The 18,926-nt window shown below is 53.6% G+C and carries 15 protein-coding genes; 4 read left to right on the forward strand and 11 right to left on the reverse strand.

Annotation, left to right across the window (positions count from 1 at the left end):
• The first annotated feature begins 54 nt into the window (after positions 1–54).
• From fumC to COO92_RS10260, 4 genes are all read left to right on the forward strand, one after another.
• Positions 55–1,446, forward strand: coding sequence for a class II fumarate hydratase (gene fumC, locus COO92_RS10245; protein ID WP_101301895.1), 1,392 nt, complete (start codon positions 55–57; stop codon positions 1,444–1,446).
• Positions 1,447–1,569: 123 nt separating this feature from the next.
• Positions 1,570–2,127, forward strand: coding sequence for a DUF2946 family protein (locus tag COO92_RS10250; protein ID WP_133125057.1), 558 nt, complete (start codon positions 1,570–1,572; stop codon positions 2,125–2,127).
• A 66-nt stretch (positions 2,128–2,193) separates the two neighbouring features.
• A complete protein-coding gene (locus COO92_RS10255) occupies positions 2,194–2,715 on the forward strand; it encodes a copper chaperone PCu(A)C (RefSeq protein ID WP_101301899.1) in 522 nt (173 codons plus the stop codon).
• A gap of 113 nt (positions 2,716–2,828) precedes the next feature.
• Positions 2,829–3,332, forward strand: a complete 504-nt coding sequence (locus COO92_RS10260; protein ID WP_101301901.1) for a cupin domain-containing protein — start codon at positions 2,829–2,831, stop codon at positions 3,330–3,332.
• 113 nt (positions 3,333–3,445) lie between these two features.
• Here COO92_RS10260 and COO92_RS10265 read toward each other — a convergent pair whose 3' ends face one another.
• The 11 genes from COO92_RS10265 to tldD all read right to left on the reverse strand — a co-directional run bounded on the left by COO92_RS10265 (position 3,446) and on the right by tldD (position 18,751).
• Entirely contained in the window at positions 3,446–4,441 is a 996-nt protein-coding gene (locus COO92_RS10265) for a peptide ABC transporter ATP-binding protein (protein ID WP_022734069.1), read from the reverse strand.
• The gene (dppD, locus tag COO92_RS10270) at positions 4,441–5,454 is read right to left on the reverse strand and encodes a dipeptide ABC transporter ATP-binding protein (protein WP_101301902.1); all 1,014 of its coding nucleotides are present in this window, start codon (positions 5,452–5,454) and stop codon (positions 4,441–4,443) included. Before dppD ends, COO92_RS10265 begins: the two co-directional genes overlap by 1 nt.
• 3 nt (positions 5,455–5,457) lie before the next feature.
• The gene (locus COO92_RS10275) at positions 5,458–6,390 is read right to left on the reverse strand and encodes an ABC transporter permease subunit (RefSeq protein ID WP_206186391.1); all 933 of its coding nucleotides are present in this window, start codon (positions 6,388–6,390) and stop codon (positions 5,458–5,460) included.
• A gap of 12 nt (positions 6,391–6,402) precedes the next feature.
• The gene (locus tag COO92_RS10280; RefSeq protein WP_101301903.1) at positions 6,403–7,413 is read right to left on the reverse strand and encodes an ABC transporter permease subunit; all 1,011 of its coding nucleotides are present in this window, start codon (positions 7,411–7,413) and stop codon (positions 6,403–6,405) included.
• 121 nt (positions 7,414–7,534) lie between these two features.
• Positions 7,535–9,142, reverse strand: a complete 1,608-nt coding sequence (locus tag COO92_RS10285) for an ABC transporter substrate-binding protein (protein ID WP_101301905.1) — start codon at positions 9,140–9,142, stop codon at positions 7,535–7,537.
• A 407-nt stretch (positions 9,143–9,549) separates the two neighbouring features.
• Positions 9,550–10,569, reverse strand: coding sequence for a threonine aldolase family protein (locus COO92_RS10290; protein WP_101302560.1), 1,020 nt, complete (start codon positions 10,567–10,569; stop codon positions 9,550–9,552).
• 139 nt (positions 10,570–10,708) lie between these two features.
• Positions 10,709–11,731, reverse strand: coding sequence for a threonine aldolase family protein (locus COO92_RS10295; protein ID WP_101301906.1), 1,023 nt, complete (start codon positions 11,729–11,731; stop codon positions 10,709–10,711).
• A 100-nt stretch (positions 11,732–11,831) separates the two neighbouring features.
• A complete protein-coding gene (locus COO92_RS10300; protein WP_101301908.1) occupies positions 11,832–14,123 on the reverse strand; it encodes a CHASE2 domain-containing protein in 2,292 nt (763 codons plus the stop codon).
• A 32-nt stretch (positions 14,124–14,155) separates the two neighbouring features.
• A complete protein-coding gene (locus COO92_RS10305) occupies positions 14,156–15,592 on the reverse strand; it encodes a FecR family protein (protein WP_101301909.1) in 1,437 nt (478 codons plus the stop codon).
• Between the two features lie 2 nt (positions 15,593–15,594).
• Entirely contained in the window at positions 15,595–17,004 is a 1,410-nt protein-coding gene (locus COO92_RS10310) for a tetratricopeptide repeat protein (protein ID WP_240626399.1), read from the reverse strand.
• A gap of 313 nt (positions 17,005–17,317) precedes the next feature.
• Positions 17,318–18,751, reverse strand: a complete 1,434-nt coding sequence (gene tldD, locus COO92_RS10315) for a metalloprotease TldD (RefSeq protein ID WP_101301910.1) — start codon at positions 18,749–18,751, stop codon at positions 17,318–17,320.
• Positions 18,752–18,926 lie beyond the last annotated feature (175 nt).

Genomic DNA, 18,926 nt, shown 5'->3' on the forward strand with positions numbered 1-18,926 from the left:
GTGCCGGGTTTCCCGCCCCGGTCAGTTTGTTTTCTGACACGGAGGATTTCTATCGTGACCAATCAAGTGACCACCCGTACCGAGCAAGATACCATGGGGACGATTGATGTGCCCGCAGACCGATATTGGGGGGCGCAAACACAGCGTTCCACCCAGAATTTTCGCATTGGTGGGGAACGGATGCCAGACGCGTTGATCAAGGCGTTCGGTATTCAGAAACTTGCCGCAGCGCGGGCCAATGTCGCGCTTGGAAATCTGGACGGGGAGCTTGCACGGGCGATTGAAACGGCGGCACGCGAAGTTGCCGATGGCAAGTTGCTGGATCATTTTCCGCTGGTTGTCTGGCAAACAGGGTCGGGTACCCAGACCAACATGAACACCAACGAAGTGATCGCAAACCGCGCCTGTGAAATTCTTGGTAAACCGATGGGGCTACGTGATCCTGTCCATCCCAATGACCATGTGAACCGTGGGCAGTCATCGAACGACAGTTTCCCGGCGGCCATGCATATTGCGGCCGTGGTCGAGATTGAAGAAAACCTCAAACCGGCGTTAAAGCATCTGCGCAGTACTCTTGAAGCCAAGGAAAAAGCGTTCGCCGATATCGTGAAAATTGGCCGAACCCATATGCAGGATGCCGTGCCCCTGACGCTTGGGCAGGAATTTTCCGGCTATGCCATGCAAATTGAATTTGGTCTGGACCGCATTGATGATGCGATGAAACGTTTACGTAAACTCGCACAGGGCGGAACCGCATTGGGCACCGGGCTGAATGCGCCAAAGGGCTTTGATGTCGAATTTGCCAAACAGGCATCTGACATTACCGGTATTGCGTTTGAAACCGCCCAAAACAAGTTCGAAGCCTTGGCTGCCCATGACGCCTGCGTTGAAATGTCGGGTGTTATGAACGTTCTTGCAACGTCCCTGATGAAAATCGGCAACGACATTCGTCTGCTGGGATCGGGCCCGCGTTGCGGGTTGGGTGAATTGGTCCTGCCGGCCAACGAACCGGGGTCCTCTATCATGCCAGGCAAGGTCAACCCGACGCAGGCAGAGGCGCTGACCATGGTCTGCGCGCAGGTTATTGGCAATCATGTTGCGGTTACGGTTGGTGGATCAAACGGGCATCTTGACCTTAATGTGTTTAAACCGGTGATCATTTATAACTTGTTGCAATCAATCCGCCTGATCGCCGATGCGTCCGCAAGCTTTGCGGATAATTGCATTGCCGGGTTGGATGCCGATCAGGAAAAGATCGATCACTATGTCGAACAAAGTCTGATGCTGGTGACGGCCTTGGCGCCGCATATTGGCTATGACAATGCAGCCGCCGTTGCCAAAAAGGCGCATAAGGATCGGTCCAGCCTGAAAGAAGCAACCGTCGCACTTGGTTTCCTTGACGGAAACAAGTTCGATGAACTGGTTCAGGCGCGTAACATGATCTGATGGCGCGGGCATTACGTTTTTTGGATCAAAGGCCGGGCGGATATCAGTCCGGCCTTTGTTGTTAGAGCATGACGGCCATAGGCTGCATTGAGCATGGCCGGAACAATTTTGCGGTGAAACGGCATGATGGGGTTTCCTGATATTTGGACCGTTGGCATCATTGCCCCAAATGGCCGGACCGACATGATCAATGTCATTGCGAGGGACCGCTATATCGTGCATATCAAACCGATGCGTGTTTTTACCTGCTCACATAGTGCCAGCTGTGTCCGACCTCTAAGCCGTTTGCTTCAGGTCTGGGGCATGGCGTGTGTTATTTTGCTGGCTGGTGTCACGCAATCGGGCTTTATCACGGCACTTCTTGGCGGGCAGGGGATTGGCGTTTCTGGCGCACAGGCTGCACCCGGCGGTGATCTTTTGCTGATCTGCACACCGGATGGTATTCGGGCCGTGTCGCTTGGTGGGGGTGACTTGCCGACGCCAGATGGCGAGAATAATGCCGCCCATGGGTTCTGTTCGCTTTGTGCGACCCATCATGGTGTTTTTGTTGATCTGGGTGTGCCCGACATTTCGCCGGTGTCAAAGGTCGGTCATATCACCTATGCCCATGCGATCGGGGTGGCGGCAGGACATGAAATTCCGCGCATCCGTCATTCGCGTGCACCACCACTTTCCGTCTGATTTCAAACCAAAGACCATTGATGAAATCGGCCTGCGTGTTGCAGGCCAAAAGACGGATGAAATCACATGAAAAAACTGTTTGCTGTTATTGCGACCATTGCGTCGCTGTTTGTTGTTTCCAGCGCCTTCGCCGCGGATATCGAAATCAAGGACGCATGGTCCAAAGCGTCGCTTGGTCAGGTGCGCAATGGTGTCGCTTTCCTTGAAGTCGTCAATCACGGTGACGCGGATCGGGTTGTTGGCGTACGCAGTGATCTGGCGGAAAAAACCGAGCTTCATACCCACATCATGGCCAACAACGTCATGAAGATGCGCCAGGTCGAAGGCGGCATTGATGTGCCGATGCACGGCACTGTCATGTTCAAGCCGGGCAGCTATCACGTCATGCTGATGGGCCTGAAAAAGCCGCTTACCGAAGGCGAAATGATCAACGTGACGCTTGAATTTGAAAAAGCGGGTGATGTGCCGGTGATGATCAATGTGCTTGGTCCGCTTGCCAAAGGACCGGCTGGCATGGGCGACATGGATCATGGCGAGATGAACCACGGCGAAATGGACCATGACAAGATGGATCACAAAACCAACTAGGTGTGTGACCCCATCAAGTCGGGCTGAATATATCAGGGGGAAGGTTTGCGCCTTTCCCCTTTTTTCGTCATGATGTCGGGAAATAAATGCCGTTGATTAAAGGGAAGTACGCCATGCCAGATGCCATCACGATTGACGACCTGATCGCAAAACTCGGCCTGCAACCTCATCCCGAAGGCGGCTATTACGCCGAAACATTTCGATCCTTTGAAACCTGTAATCCGGGCAACCGCTATCTGGGCGTGCGCAGCACCGGCACGGCGATTTATTATCTTCTGACGCCAGATACCTTTTCAGGCATGCACATCCTGACCAGTGACGAGATTTTCCATCATTACCTTGGTGATGCGGTTGAACAGCTTCAGCTGTTTGACGATGGCACGCACAAGCATGTTGAAATTGGCAAGGACCTGCTGGCAGGGCAAAAACCGCAAATGGTTGTGCCAAAAAATGTCTGGCAGGGCGCACGCCTGAAACCCGGCGGAAAGTTCGCGCTTTTGGGCTGTACCGTGGCACCGGGATTTGATTTTTCCGATTTCTCCATGGGCACGCGTACGGCATTGACCGCCAAATGGCCCGCAGCATCGGACATGATTGCCACCTTGACGCGCGACTGATTTTTTAAAGAAAAAGCCCCGAAATGCGCAGGGGCGCAGCTGGTTACAGCGCGCCCCCTTGCTCCCTTGTCTCCCCGGAAAACCTGTTTGGCAATCCGGGTGATCACCTGTTGTCAGGCGATTTCCTCAACCCGATGGCATGCCACCTCGCGGCCCTCGAACATGCGCAGTTCCGGGCGGACCTGTGCACAATGTTCGTTGGCGAACGGGCAGCGTTTATGAAACGCACAGCCCGATGGCGGGTTGATCGGCGAAGGCAGCTCGCCGGTAAGCGGTTCTGCCTTCACGCGTTGTGCCGGATCAATCTTTGGCGCCGATGCCAAAAGTGCCCGCGTATAGGGGTGTAATGGCTTGGCAAAGATTTCTTCGGTCGGTCCTTTTTCCGCGACGCGACCGAGATACATCACCATGACGTCATCTGCAATATGTCTGACGACAGAAAGATCGTGCGAGATGAAGACATAGGCGACATTCATCTCTTCCTGCAGGTCCATCATCAAGTTGAGAACCTGTGCCTGCACCGACACGTCAAGGGCGGAAACCGGTTCGTCGGCTACGATGACTTTCGGTTCCAAAATCAGCGCACGTGCAATCGAGATGCGTTGACGCTGCCCACCTGAAAACATATGCGGATAGCGGCCATAGAACTCAGGGCGCAGGCCAACCTTGGCCATTGTGTCGCGCACCCGTTCTTCGCGTTCCTTACGGCCAAGGTGATCCATATTGAGCAAGACGGGCTCGCCCAGGATCTGACCGACTTTTTTACGAGGGTTCAGCGACCCATACGGGTTCTGGAAAATCATCTGAACCGTGCGACGGAACATCTTGGCGTCTTTGTCGGACAGATCGCCGACGGCCTCACCATTGATTTTAAGCTGTCCGGCACTTGGCTTTTCAATCAGGGTCAACTGACGGCCAAGGGTCGATTTGCCACAGCCAGATTCCCCAACAACCGCCAAAGTCTTTTGGGCTTCAAGCGTAAACGAAACACCGTCCAGCGCCTTGACCGTGGCACTGGGTTTGCCAAGGCCACGATTAACATCGTAGTGCCGGACAAGATCGTCGGATTCCAGCAACGGAACACCGGGTTTGGTATCGAGAAAGCTCATTATACTGTCTCCCCGGCAGTTTGGCCGGTGGTTTGACCCGTCGGTTGGCCTTGGTCATTCAGTGGATAGAAACACCGCACATCACGTCCGTTAAAATCGGTGACTTCCGGGCGATCCTGAATGCAGTGATCATTGGCGTAACGGCAACGCGGTGCCAGTAAACAGCCTTTCGGGCGGTCATACTGACCCGGAACCACGCCGGGGATGGTGCTCAGTCGGTCATTGCCTGTTGAACGTTCTGGCAATGCTTCAAGCAGGGCCTGAGTATAGGGATGACGCGGTGCTGCAAAGATACTGTCGGCCGGTCCACTTTCAAACAGCTGACCGGCATACATGACCTGAATGCGGTTGGCGGCCTCGGAGACCAGTGCAAGGTCATGGGTGATCAAAAGCAGTCCCATATCGCTGTCGTCCTGCAATTTAAGCAGAAGGTCGATGATCTGGGCCTGAATGGTGACATCCAAGGCGGTGGTCGGCTCATCGGCAATCAGAAGGCGCGGTTGACAGGCAATCGCCATGGCGATGACGATACGCTGGCTCATGCCGCCCGACAACTGGTGCGGATAGGCCGTCATGCGTGACTTCGGATCGGGAATGCCGACCTGATTAAGCAGATCAAGCGTGCGTTCACGACGCTGCTTTTTGTTGCCGCCTTCATGGACCTTAAGCGCCTCCATGATTTGGGCTTCAACCGTAAAGCATGGATTAAGGGCCGACATCGGATCCTGAAAGATCATGGCGATGTCTTTGCCCGTAATCGCACGGCGTTTCTTGGCAGGCATCTTGAGCAGGTCCTGACCATCAAAGGTCAGACTGTCTGCTGTCACGCGACCGGGAAAATCGATCAGCCCCATAATCGCAAGCGACGACACAGATTTACCAGAGCCCGATTCACCGACGATGCCAAGGACTTCGCCGCGATCAACCGAGTAGCTTACTGAATCAACAGCACGAAACGGCTTGTCTTCGGAGCCGAACTCGACTGTCAGGTTTTTAACTTCGAGAAGAGCCATAACTTACCGCTTCATTTTAGGATCAAGGGCATCGCGCAAACCATCACCCATCAGGTTGAAGGCAAGCACGGTGACGAGGATGCAAAGACCGGGGAAGGTGATCACCCACCATGCCGAACCCACAAATTCGCGGGCTTCGGCCAGCATGGTACCCCATTCGGGCAGCGGCGGCTGCGCACCAAGACCCAGGAAGCCAAGGGCCGCAGCATCAAGAATGGCGCTGGAAATACCAAGTGTCCCCTGAACAATCAGCGGTGCCATGCAGTTGGGCAGGATGTTGATAAACATCTGGCGCATATGACCGGCACCCGCAATCTGGGACGCGATAACATATTCCTTGTTAAGCTCCGTCACCACCGATGCACGCGACAGGCGGACATAGTGGGGAAGCTGAACAATCGCGATGGCCAGCATGGCATTTTCAAGCCCCGGACCGAGGATGGCGACAATTGCCATCGCCATGATCAGACTGGGCAATGCCAGCATGGTATCCATCAAGCGCATGATGCCAACTTCGATCCATCCCCGGAAATACCCGGCTGTGATGCCAAGTATAATGCCGGTTACCATCGAAATGATGACGACAAAGACACCGATCGATACCGATAATTGAGCACCGTGGATCAGGCGCGACAGAATATCGCGGCCCACCGCATCGGTGCCAAGGATGTAACGCGGATCGGCACCCTCCATCCATATCGGCGGTTTGAGGAACGCGGTGCGGTCCTGCAAAATCGGATCGTAAGGGGCGATAAACGTTGCGAACGCGGCAACAAACAGGATGATCGCAATGACGATCAACCCGACATAGGCGCCGCGGTTTTTACGGAAATAGTTCCATGTTTCGATGAACGGGCTTGGCGGCTTTCCCACCGTGTCCATGGCGTCGTCTACGGCATTTTGCGGTGCAGTTGACGGCGTGTTTTGACTTGTCATGTCCCGCGCTCCTTAACGTTTATGCCGGATACGGGGATTGATCACCCCATACATCAGATCGACAAACAGGTTCACACCCATCACGACAAAGGCAATCATCAAAATGCCACCCTGAATGGTCGGGTAATCGCGACGGTTTAGCGCCTCGACAATCCATTTGCCAATGCCGGGCCACGAAAAGATGGTTTCGGTCAGGATCGCACCGGCAAACAGTACACCCACCTGAAGGCCAATGACCGTGATCACCGGGATCAGTGCATTGCGCAGGGCATGAACCATGATGACGCGCATGGGGGTTAAGCCCTTGGCGCGTGCGACACGAATATATTCCTCGCCCAGAACTTCGAGCATTGATGACCGTGTCATACGTGCGATCACCGCCATGGGAATGGTGCCCAGTGCTATGGTCGGCAGGATCAAGTGGCTGAGCGCGCTGGTAAACGCGCCTTTTTCGCCACTGAGCAAAGTATCGATCAACATGAAACCGGTGGTGGGTTCGATATAGTAAAAGACCGACAATCGTCCAGACACCGGTGTCCAGCCTAGAGTTGTCGAAAAGAACATGATCAGTAGCAACGCCCACCAGAAGATCGGCATCGAATAGCCGGTCAATGACAGACTCATCGTAAGATGGTCGAGCCATTTTCCCCTGTTGATGGCGGCAATCACCCCAAGTGGCAGGCCGATTATGATGGCAAATAATATGCCCATCACACTCAGTTCGATGGTTGCCGGGAACAGGGTTGTGAATTCCTCAATCACCGGACGTTTGGTGACAAAGGATTTACCCAGATCGCCCTGCAATACGCCGCCGAGATAATTGAAATACTGAACCACAAGCGGCTTATCAAAGCCGAATTCCTTTTGCAGTTCGGCGTAACGTGCGGGATCAACGCCGCGTTCACCCGCCATCATCTGGATCGGGTCGCTCGGGATCAGGTGGATCATCAGAAACACCAGAATGGTAACGCCAAAGAAGGTGGGTATGACGTCACCCAAACGGCGTAAAAGGAAACCTAGCATGCCATCGGGCCTTTATTGCATCCACGCACAGGTAGGGTTGTGGGTGGATGTCTCTCTCTATTTTGCGGAATTGCAAAGAGGCCCGGAAGTCCGGGCCTCTTCGACAAGGTTTTGGTGCGTCTTATTCTTTGATGTCGACACCATAGAAGATGTGACCACCAAACGGATCAATCTTGTAGTCGACAACTTCGTTACGGATCGGTTCGAAAACGATCGAGTGTGCGATGGTTGCCCAAGGCGCTTCACGTTTGAAGACAACCTGAGCTTCTTCGTACAGACGGGTACGCTCAAGAACGTCCGAAGTGGTTTTTGCCTGCTGAATCAGCTGTTCGAATTCGTCGTTACAGAAACGAGCGCGGTTCGAACCACCAACCGCGTCACAGCCGAGAAGCACTGCAAGGAAGTTATCGGGGTCGCCGTTATCGCCGGTCCAACCGAGCATGAAGGTACCCTGTTCACCGTTCTTGGTGCGCTCAAGGTATTCACCCCACTCATAGGAAACGATTTCGGCCTGAACACCAATTTTCGCCCAGTCAGCCTGAATCAGTTCAGCCATACGACGTGCATTCGGGTTGTAAGGACGCTGAACCGGCATGGCCCAGATATCGGTTTTGAACCCGTCCGGGTAACCAGCTTCTGCCAGAAGGGCTTTGGCTGCTTCCGGATCGTAGGGGTCATCAACGGTATCGTTATTATAAGACCAGATCGTCGGCGGGATCGGGTTCTTAGCAGGCGCACCCGCACCCTGATAGACACCTTCGATGATGGCGTCTTTGTTGATCGCCATGGTCAGTGCTTTACGCACTTTCACATCGGTAAAGGGTTCTTTTTCGGTGTTGTAGCCGAGATAGCCAACGTTCAGACCTTCCTGGCTCAGCAGGTTGACGTCTTCATCAGCATCCATCGCGGTCAGGTCAGCCGGGTTCGGGTACGGCATGACATGGCATTCGCCAGCTTTGAGCTTCTGATAGCGAACAGTGCTGTCAGGCGTAATGGCGAAGATCAGGTTATCGATTGCCGCTTTGCCTTCCCAATATTCCGGGAATGCTTTGTAACGGATAACCGCGTCTTTTTGATACTGAACAAGCTGGAACGGACCAGTGCCGACCGGGTTCAGGTCAACATTTTCCGGGGTACCGGCTTCCATCATTTTGTCAGCATATTCAGCCGACAGAACGGATGCAAAATCCATGGCCATATTGGCGATGAACGGGGCTTCCGGACGGTTCAGAACGAATTTGACAGTGTAATCATCAACTTTGACGATGTCTTTGATCAGGTCTGGCATGGACATGCCGTTGAAGTACTCGTACGAGCCGCCTGAAACACCATGGTACGGGTGATTTTTGTCAAACTGACGCATGAAGGTAAAGATCACGTCATCAGCATTGAAATCACGGGTCGGGGTGAAGGCATCGGTGGTATGGAACTTGACGCCTTTACGAAGGTTAAAGGTGTATTCCTGACCATCAGCCGACACGTCCCAGCTGGTCGCAAGACCCGGAACGATGGTGGTGGTGCCGCGCTTGAACTGTACCAGACGGTTAAAGACCTGACGCGAGGAGGCGTCGAAGGTGGTACCTGCGGTGTAAAGCGACGGGTTAAAGCCTTCCGGGCTACCTTCCGAGCAATACACCAGAGTTTTTGCCGAAGCAGCAGTCGGAGCAGCAAGTGCGGTGGCTGCAAGCAGACCTGCACCAATCGCCGCTTTGACGAAATTCGCTTTCATTAAATGCCTCCCTCAAGGCTGGCCCGAACACAATGGCAAACACCACATGATCTTGTTGAAAGTCATGCTTGGCAGTGTGCGCACTGGAACGGACGGGGTTACCCGATCCAACAACACTCTATGTTGGTAATCGACGAGGGAAAATAATCAGGGTTTCTAGGTATCGTCAACGCTTGCTGCGTGGTTCTACGTAGGTATGGCAAGCCCCGTGAATGATGAATTTATGTCAAGTGTTTGTTATTTTTATGAAAATCACCCCCGCATTTGTGTATGGGAGGTGTGCATTTTTTTCGGGGCTTAGGCGGGGAAACGCGAATATCACGTGTTGGAGATGTGGTTTCAAACGATTCATATCCCATTGAATTTCAATGATTCGTTTGAATAACTTCCCCCGCAAGCACCAGAAACTAACCTATGCGTGCATTAAGTTCGTGGACTTGCGCGATATCCGTGCTCCATGCCGCGACGAAACGATAAACAGTTGCACCAAGCGACGGCCACGGATGAAATTGAACACCAGCCGCACGCAGTTTCTCGGCAAGATCGGCGTCAAGATGGACGAACAATTCATTGCCGTCCGACGGATGGGCAAGTGTGGCACCGTGCTGGCACAGAATATCGGTAAGAACCGTTGCTGCATCATTCGCATGCCCCGCATTTTTCAGCCAAACATCGTTTTTGACATAAGCCAGAAGCTGGGTCGCAAGATACCGGTGTTTGGAATGTAAATGTCCGCTGCGTTTACGTGCCTGTTCAACGCGGGTTTTCAGGCTGGTGTCAAATAGCACAATCGCATCGACGGCCATCGCGCCATTTTTGGTCGCGCCAAAGCTCAGCGCATCAACGCCAGCTTTCCACGTGATGTCGGCGGGATGGCAACCCAGATGCGCAACCGCATTGGCAAAGCGCGCCCCATCCATAAACAGGCGCAAGCCGTGTTTTTTACAAACGTCACCAATCGCGCTGACTTCAGCCTGCGTATACACCGTTCCCAGTTCCGTTGCTTGGGTAATGGCAACACATTCTGGTGAAACAGAATGCACGCCGCGATTAACCTGCCCGGCGATAAACTGGTCAAGGGTGCTGGCTTCAAGCTTTGCCGTCGGCCCATCCATTGGCAGAAGCTTGGCTCCGCCGGTGAAAAAGGCAACGCCAGTGCTTTCATCTTCGTTGATGTGGGCTTCGTGATGACAAATCACCCCGCCATAGGGCGATACAAGGGCGGATAAGCTGATGCAATTTGCTGCGGTGCCCGTGGCAACGGGAATAACCGCGACGTCTGTGCCAAACAGGTCGGAGAAGGCCGCATCAAGTTGCTGGCTGATATCGTCGCCGCCATATGCCGGGGCGTTGCTTTTGCCCTCATGGCTGATGGCTTCAAGGACTTCGGGGCAAAAGGGCGTTACGTTATCAGACGCAAAATTCATCGGTTTTCTCGCATATATCTTGGTGGCAAAACGGATGGGAAGTTTGTGTTTATGAACGACGTTATCACACGCAATCATTGAAGAAGGCAATGGGGCTGGCATGTGCGTAGGGTTGCCATTGTTTGAAAATGGACCCGCCTTAGCCGGCGATTGTTTTGCCAAGGTCCCGGATCAAATCTGTGGGGCTGTTCCAAGCACAGACAAAGCGATATGCATCCGGGCCAATAGATGCCCACGGGCGAAAAATAATTCCGGCATCGCGGAGCGTTTTGGCAAGATCGTCATTCATATGAATAAACAGCTCATTTCCCTGTGGCGGGAAGGCCGCTTTGGCGCCAAGGGCCTCAAGGCTTTGCATTAAGGTGATTGCAGCTGTATTGGCGTGGCGTGCATTTCGCAGCCAAAGGTCATCTTGCACATAGGCCAGAAGCTGTGCGGCAAGGTAGCGATGCTTGGAAAACAGATGTCCGCCGCGCTTGCGGCTTTTTTCGGTGTGACGGCGTAATTCAGGGTCAAACAGGATAATGGCATCCACCGCCAAGGCACCGTTTTTGGTCGCCCCGAAACTCAATACATCAACGCCAGCCTTCCACGTGATATCGGATGGATGGCACTCAAGAGCGGCAACCGCGTTGGCAAACCGTGCACCATCCATGAACAGCCGCATGTCGTGTTTCTGACATACCGAGCCAATCGCATGGATCTCATCAACAGTATAAACTGTTCCGAACTCGGTGGTCTGGGTAATGGCGACACATTCCGGATCAACCGAATGCATGCCATTGGGGCTGTGTGCGGTCAAAAAGCTATCAAGTGTCGCCGCCTCGATCTTGGCCGATGGGCCATCAAGTCCCAAAAGCTTTGTTCCCCCGCCATAGAATGCCACCCCTGTTGATTCCGTCATATTTATATGGGCGTGGTGGTGGCAAACCACTCCGCCAAACGGCGATACCAGACCAGAAAGACCGATGAGGTTTGCTGCGGTGCCGGTTGCGACCGGGACAACTGCGACCTCAGTGCCAAACAGCTCGGAAAAGGCGGTATCAAGCTGCTGACTTTTGTCATCCGCGCCATAGGGCAGGGCGGCACTTTCACTTTCCGCTACGATGGCAGACAGGATTTCGGGGCAGATCGGCGAAACATTGTCAGATGAGAAGTTCATCAAATCCTCTTTGTCGCTTTGGTGGCGATGGTCTTCTGGTGGGGCTGGCAAGGTTAGCATTCAGCAGAGTGTTGTGATTTCGCCCACGTGGCAAGAGACACTATTTGCTGATCGCAACAAAAACACCGTTCCAATTGGTGGGGGGCGGTGTTGCGCGGAAGAGGCGAATGCGCTCCTCGTAAAGATCATAAAGTCCGTTAAGTGGCCCAGCGTTGTCAGCGGTGCGCGATATTTCACGGCATTGATCAAGCAAGGCCGCGGCGGCGTCCCAGTTCTGGGCGCGATATGCGCTTATCATGCTTTGATGTGCGTTCCGGAGGAATGCAAACCCATCCGAGTTTTGCAGGTTTGCATCGCCCAACAGCGCATGGATATGGACCGCTTCGCTTTTGCCTTTTACCGCAATCAGATCAAGTTCGAGAATGGCAAAATCGTTGTGAACGCGTTCAGCAATGGCTTCGCCCAGAACGATATCAACGCCATAGTTTTTTGACTGTCCCTCAAGACGCGATGCCAGATTGACCGCATCGCCCAGAACCGAATAATCAAACCGCTGATCAGATCCCATATTGCCAACAAGGCAATCACCGCAATTGATCCCGATCCCGACATTTAGCGGCAAAAACGGGCTGTTTTCATTTGTGGCTTCGGTTTGGCGTTCGGTATTGAGTTCATCAAGTGCACGCCGCATGGCAAGTGCGCTTTCGCAGGCTTGATGAGCATGGTTTTTGACATCAAGCGGCGCATTCCAGAATGCCATGATGCAGTCACCCATGTATTTATCAATCGTACCTTCACGTCGAAGGATGCAGTCGGTAAGTGGGGTCAGGAGCCGATTGATCAGGCGGGTTAAGCCTTGCGGATTGGATTTGAAACCCTCGGAAATTGCAGTAAATCCACGTACATCACAAAACATCAAGGTCATGTCACGGGTTTCCCCGCCAAGTTTTAGGCGGTCGGGGTGACGGGCAAGCTGTTCGACCAGTGCCGGGGATAAATAGTTGGCGAAGGCTGACCTGACTTGTCGCCGTTCGCCTTCGGTGCGCATGAAGCCGATTGAGCTGGTCGCAAGATATACTGCCAAAAGACTGATCAGTGGATAGGCCGGATCAATCAGCAACAATTGGCTGCTATAGGCCCACCAGGAAAAGGTGATTGCGCCAAGCGCTAAGCTGCTGCCAATGACCGCAGGCCAAATTGCACCCAGACGTGGGACGGCCAGAACAAAAAATAGACCCAGTATCAACAGGACAATGGTTTCGGCCTCTGCGGCCCAATAGGGGCGGGTTAGAAAATGTTCAAGGATCATTTGTTCAAGCATCTCGGCATGAACTTCCACACCGGGTAAAACCCGGTCAAGCGGCGTGGACCGCAAATCAAGAAGCCCCGCCGCACTTGTTCCGATCAGTACAACTTTGTTTTGCAGGCTGCCGCTGGGCAGCGCGTCATTCATAACGTCGGCTGCGGAAATATACCGATCCGTCTGATGGCCGGTGAAATGCACCCACATGTGTCCGGCATGATCGGTCGGAATGGTAACTGCGCCAACGCGGATGGCCTCAATCCCCTGTGATTGTGTCCAGCGTTCGCTGCCACTTGCGCCTGACATCCGCACATTCATGGTGCGCGGTGCATCTTGCAGCACCCGCAACATTTCCATCGATAGTGTGGGATAAACAGGCATGCCAATAGCGGGAAGTTCATGATCAATGGCGGCGAGCAATGGCACCCGGCGGACAATGCCATCCTGTTCGGGCGATACATTGACCAATGCATTGCCACTGGCGGCGTCCTCAATCGCATCAAGGTTTTTGGCCGCCCCGGGCAGCACCGGAATAAAATCGGAAAGTGTGCGTCCGGCCTCGCCAGCAACGCTGAAATTGCCGGTCTGGCGCGGCAACTCATTGATTTTCTTGGTGGTCAGCTGGATGGCGGTAACCACCTTTCCCGTGCCACGAATGAACTGGGCAAATAGCGCATCATGATCGGGAAGGTTATCGGCCAGAGCCTTGATTTTGTCGGTGTCCGGACCCGATGGCCAATCGTTGACAACACGGGCGGGGGATGTTCGGTCCGGTTCGGCAAACACAATGTCAAACCCGACGACCTGCGCGCCAGATAATCGCAAACGGTATAGAAGCCCAGCCAGCCGTGTGCGTGGCCACGGCCATTGACCAAGTTCCTCAAGGCTGCGCTCGTCAATATCGACAATCCGCACCCCGACATCTTCGTAAGTCCGTGGCGAAATACGCTGATAGGTATCAAAAACGCTCAGGCGCAACTGATCCACAAACGGCACATCCTGCCACCGCAAAAAGATGCAGCCAAGCAGGATGGCCAAAGGACCAAGATAATGTAGCGATGTCAGTAAACGTCGTTTAGTCAGGCGCATGAGGGTTTTAATGTCATTTTGCCTGCCAGTTTTCAATCGTCGGTCAGTGTCGCGCTGCCATCTGTGCCGGACGAATAATCGTCAGTCGATAGATTGAAGTCAACATTGTGAGCGTCTTTGAACGTTGCGGACGCATTGCAACCAAGCGTGACACAGTCGGAAGTATACTGAAAATCGGAGCCAGAGAAAGATACCTGTCCGTTGCTACCAGAATAATCGTAAGTGGTTGCGTTATAGCTGCCATCAAGGAAGCCCGCTTTACCAGTCAGGCCGGAACCTGTTTGAGTGATATTTGAAAACAGAATGCCGACAGTCCGGTTCGCAAAATCAACGGTCGAACTAAAGCTGTAATCAACATTCGCACCATCAATATTGATCGTGCCGGTCGAAGCCGAACCACTGCTAATCTGGCGCAATGCATCAAAAGTGAATGTATCGCTCCCGCTATTGCTTCCGCTGTCACTGCTGTTTGAGCTGGTAACATTGCCGAGGATCGACGTCGTTTCATCTTCTGTCGAAGATGGGCTGGTCGTGCCGACCTGCGCCAGCGCGACATCAAGCGACGATGCCATTGTTGATCCGGTTTGCGTGTTCGCCTGCGCAGCTTGTTGCTGACTTACCAGGGGTGCAGAGCTGCTTGTCGACGAGGAGCTGCCGTCATCATTTGTCCGGCGTGACGCTGTCCTTACAAGATTGGCAGAAAAATCATAGGTCGCAACACCAAGCGGAAAGCGCGCCGGTTCGGTTACAACCGAGTTGCTGATAAAGACGCCGAAATTCTCACCGGTGATGTTTTCGCTGTTGCCGGTCTGATCTGATACGGCAAAGGCGCCGGGGCGCGATGTGGTGTCATTGCGCGACAGGCCGGGTCCTTGGTTAACTGCCATGAAAATCTGCTGATTGGCGCCATCCGGGCTGGATGTATCAAATGTGCCGGGCATGATTTGATTGGCTTGCTCGGCGGAGACAGACCGGATCAGGCCAATGGTGCCGCGAATGCCGATGGAGCCAACCGGAAGGTTGATGTCCATGCTGGCCGGGTTGTTGAGTGGGATTTTACCTGTGATAAAGCGCATCACCCCACGCGCCATGTCGGCGACAATGCGGCCATTGCCGGTCACCGGGTCATAGACAAATTCATCAATTGCAATGTCGCTGTTCGGGCCAATGGTAAAAACCGTCTCGTCCAGCAGCAGGATCTGCATCCCGGCATTGGGCGATGTGGTAATGCGATCCCCAAGATAAACCGGCATTCCGCTTTCAACCAACGTGCCGATTTCGCCCGCTGATTTCGCCAGCAAGACTTCTCCAGTCACGGCTGCAGAAACACCCGCCATTTCGGCGTTAAGGTCGGCTTTGGCCGGTGCTGTTAGTGAGATGCAGAGCGCAAGGGCACTACCAAATGCAAAGGTTTTCATCCATCGCGCAAAGTGACGGGTGGAACGGGTGGCGGTTACATGGTCTAGCATTCCTAGAACTCCCATCGCCGGGTCAGATAAAACTGCGCCCGGGCATTGTGATATTCGTAATTGGGAATGTTTGATTTTGTGTTCAGATATTCACCCGTGATGGACCAATTGATCGGTGCCAAAAAGCTGTATACCTGATCTGCCGCTTTGCTATCCCCAAACAAATCAGACGGCAGCAATTGTGAAAGTGGTGCGCCATAGGTCAATCTTGTCCGTGTGCTGCGATCCGTTCGATGTTGCGGCGAATTGCCGGTCACCAGAAAATCCGGGTCGCGATAACGATCAATACCATGGCGGATACTTCCGCTTATGTAACTTCCCCCACCAAATAGATAAGCATGGATCAGCTCGCCGCTCAAGCTGTCATAACTATAATAGTTGCGCGCAGCATCTTTTTCACCCGCAAAAAGATTAACCGTGGTGCGATTATTGGGCGTCCAAGTGTAGTTACCGCCAAGTCGTGTGCCATAGCGTTGCCCGGAATGCAGACGCAGTGCGCTGGACTCAGAGGTGTTTTGATAGCGTTCGTCAGAATAGCTGATATCACCGTTCAAATTAAAGAACGGGCGCGGGTTCCAATCAAGGCGCAGTCGACCCGTGCGCGATGTCAGGTACTTTTCCTTGGAAAGCGATTGTGCGGTTTGGTTGATCGATGGTGTCAAAACCCAATATCCGCCGCGAATACGCGCCCCGGCATCAACCGAAAACGATCCAAGGTCAAGGGAGTCCAGTTGCACCTGATCACTGGCATAGCCGGTCATGCTGGCAAAGAGTTCATGACCTTCCTGATAGCCAAGATCGTAGCTCAGATCATAGCGCAGAGCGCCGATATAGGCGATGTCATTGGTTGGTTTGTCCGAACTTGACGTGATTTGAGTCAATGTTCCGGTTACCAACTGTTCCTTGTCTGATGCGGCGGCATTTCGGTTGCTGTCGATCTGACTGCCCAGTGTCAAGGTAATGGCCTGCCGCAGGCGTTTGCGACGGCGTTCAATGGCTGAGATATACCGATCAATATCAGCAGCAACTTCTGGTGATACGTTCATTCCCCTTAGGCGATCAAACTGCGCACGCGCTTCATCAAGACTGTCAAGGCGATACAGGACAATCGCGTAATACAAACGCACAGGTGCAAGGTCCGGATCAAGAACCAGAATACGTTCAAGGGTGGCCGATGCGCCGCGCACATCACCGCGCCCAAGTTGCGCCTTGGCCCAGCGGAAATTCAAAACAATATCATCAGGATTGGCCAGAATGTCGCCGTAGGTGATGTCGCCGCCATCATCGGTTTTAAGCAAACGGTTCGCCCGTTCTGTGACATCGGTAAGCCGGTCAAAATCAGTGGAAAACTGACGCGCCTCGTCGGTGCGCACATCGACGCCTTGTTGCGCATCGGCACCGGTTATCCCCATTACCAAGACCCCGAGCACAGCCAATAATGCTGTGCCGTGCCGCGATCGGCTTGTCTTCAAGTCATCCCCCAAAATCTCGCAGATTTTTCCGGTCTCCCAACCGGGCGAATGTAAGCTGATCAGGTGCCAGAACCTGACAAGCCGCATCCGAAATCTTTTGAATCTACTTTAGACAGATTATGAGGTCCGGGCGCATGATGTAAGCCATGCGCCCGATGGGTGTCCTCGTGATGATCAGCATAGTATCATCATACAATAGGATAAGTTATCTGTATGAAAATAGGTCATTCCCCTGTGCGGGAGGGGAGGCGGGTTATACCGCCGTTCCGCCCACGGTCAGGCCGTCAATGCGCAGGGTCGGTTGGCCGACACCCACAGGAACGCCCTGACCATCCTTGCCGCATGTCCCGATGCCATTATCAAGTTTCATGTCGTTGCCAACCATGGAGACCTTGGTCAGGCTGTCGGGGCCATTACCAATCAGGGTCGCACCCTTGACCGGCGCGCCGAGTTTGCCATTTTCGATCAAATAGGCTTCGGATGCGGAAAATACGAATTTACCTGAGGTGATATCAACCTGCCCGCCAGCAAAATTGACGGCATAGATACCGTTTTTGACCGATGCCAGTATTTCAGCAGGGTCTTTGTCACCGCCCAGCATATAGGTGTTGGTCATGCGGGGCATTGGTGCGTGGGCATAAGATTGACGACGGCCATTGCCGGTGGATTTAACCCCGGTAAGACGTGCATTCAATCGGTCCTGCATAAAGCCCTTGAGGATGCCGTCTTCGATCAGAACGGTTTGCTGAGTCGGGGTGCCTTCATCGTCAATCGACAGTGACCCACGACGATCATTGATGGTGCCATCATCAACAACCGTAACCCCGGGTGACGCGATGCGCTGTCCCAAAAGTCCGGCAAAGGCCGATGTGCCCTTACGGTTAAAATCACCTTCAAGCCCGTGACCGATGGCTTCATGCAGCAAAATCCCCGGCCAACCCGGACCAAGCACCACAGTCATTTCACCTGCCGGTGCGGCCACGGATTCAAGGTTCACGACGGCCTGACGAAGTGCTTCGTCGACGGCGGATTTCCAGGTTTTCTCGTCAAAGAAACCGTCATAGCCAATCCGCCCGCCTTCACCGTGGGAACCCGATTCCATACGGTCGCCCTGTTTGACGACAACCGACACGTTGAACCGCACCAATGGGCGAATATCACCAATGCGCTGGCCGCCAGAACGCCAGATTTGCACCGCCTGCCAATTGCCTGAAATCGATGCGGATACTTGGGCTACGCGCGGATCGCGTGATCGGGCATAGGCATCAATCTGTGCCAGAAGGTCAACTTTGGCCTCAAACGTTGCCTCACCCAGCGGGTTCACATCCGAATAAAGCGATATATTGGTACCAATCGATCCAAGATCGACTTTGCCGGAACGCCCTTGTCCAACTGCCTTAACGGTTTCGGCAGCCCGGGCAACTGCGTCATTCGAGAGTTCGTTGGAGTGCGAAAACGCGGTGGCTTCGTCGGCAACAGCGCGCAGGCCAAACCCTTGTGCAGTATCAAAATTGGCACTGCGCAGGCGGCCATCATCCCAGACCAGACTTTCAGACTGGCGGTATTCCAAAAACAGTTCCCCGTCTTCTGCGGCGCCGAGCGCGTCATTGACCTGATTTTCAAGCCGTTCGCGATCAAGATCACCTTTGGCGAAAAACAGATTGTCGGTGGTGCGAAGATCGGTCATGAAACCTCCTTGGGGGCCGTCAAAGCGTTGGCCGGGCAAATGATTTTCCCCATATGATGAAAGCACTTGTGACAGTATTTTCCCTTATGCTTTCTGGGGTTTCTGTCACCTTGGACTTTCGTCTATACAGGGTGTGTCGGTTTGCGGTTCAAAACGACGTTTCAAAACCGCAGTC

This window comes from Thalassospira lohafexi (assembly GCF_002844275.1).
Lineage (GTDB): Bacteria > Pseudomonadota > Alphaproteobacteria > Rhodospirillales > Thalassospiraceae > Thalassospira > Thalassospira lohafexi.

What these genes read in the sequence shown, in the direction of transcription:
- COO92_RS10250 (WP_133125057.1), top strand. Translation starts at nt 1,570, where the DNA reads ATGATGGGGTTTCCTGATATTTGGACCGTTGGCATCATTGCCCCAAAT.
- COO92_RS10255 (WP_101301899.1), top strand. Translation starts at nt 2,194, where the DNA reads ATGAAAAAACTGTTTGCTGTTATTGCGACCATTGCGTCGCTGTTTGTT.
- COO92_RS10260 (WP_101301901.1), top strand. Translation starts at nt 2,829, where the DNA reads ATGCCAGATGCCATCACGATTGACGACCTGATCGCAAAACTCGGCCTG.
- COO92_RS10265 (WP_022734069.1), bottom strand. Translation starts at nt 4,441, where the DNA reads ATGAGCTTTCTCGATACCAAACCCGGTGTTCCGTTGCTGGAATCCGAC.
- dppD (WP_101301902.1), bottom strand. Translation starts at nt 5,454, where the DNA reads ATGGCTCTTCTCGAAGTTAAAAACCTGACAGTCGAGTTCGGCTCCGAA.
- COO92_RS10275 (WP_206186391.1), bottom strand. Translation starts at nt 6,390, where the DNA reads ATGACAAGTCAAAACACGCCGTCAACTGCACCGCAAAATGCCGTAGAC.
- COO92_RS10280 (WP_101301903.1), bottom strand. Translation starts at nt 7,413, where the DNA reads ATGCTAGGTTTCCTTTTACGCCGTTTGGGTGACGTCATACCCACCTTC.
- COO92_RS10285 (WP_101301905.1), bottom strand. Translation starts at nt 9,142, where the DNA reads ATGAAAGCGAATTTCGTCAAAGCGGCGATTGGTGCAGGTCTGCTTGCA.
- COO92_RS10290 (WP_101302560.1), bottom strand. Translation starts at nt 10,569, where the DNA reads ATGAATTTTGCGTCTGATAACGTAACGCCCTTTTGCCCCGAAGTCCTT.
- COO92_RS10295 (WP_101301906.1), bottom strand. Translation starts at nt 11,731, where the DNA reads ATGAACTTCTCATCTGACAATGTTTCGCCGATCTGCCCCGAAATCCTG.
- COO92_RS10300 (WP_101301908.1), bottom strand. Translation starts at nt 14,123, where the DNA reads ATGCGCCTGACTAAACGACGTTTACTGACATCGCTACATTATCTTGGT.
- COO92_RS10305 (WP_101301909.1), bottom strand. Translation starts at nt 15,592, where the DNA reads ATGCTAGACCATGTAACCGCCACCCGTTCCACCCGTCACTTTGCGCGA.
- COO92_RS10310 (WP_240626399.1), bottom strand. Translation starts at nt 17,004, where the DNA reads ATGGGGATAACCGGTGCCGATGCGCAACAAGGCGTCGATGTGCGCACC.
- tldD (WP_101301910.1), bottom strand. Translation starts at nt 18,751, where the DNA reads ATGACCGATCTTCGCACCACCGACAATCTGTTTTTCGCCAAAGGTGAT.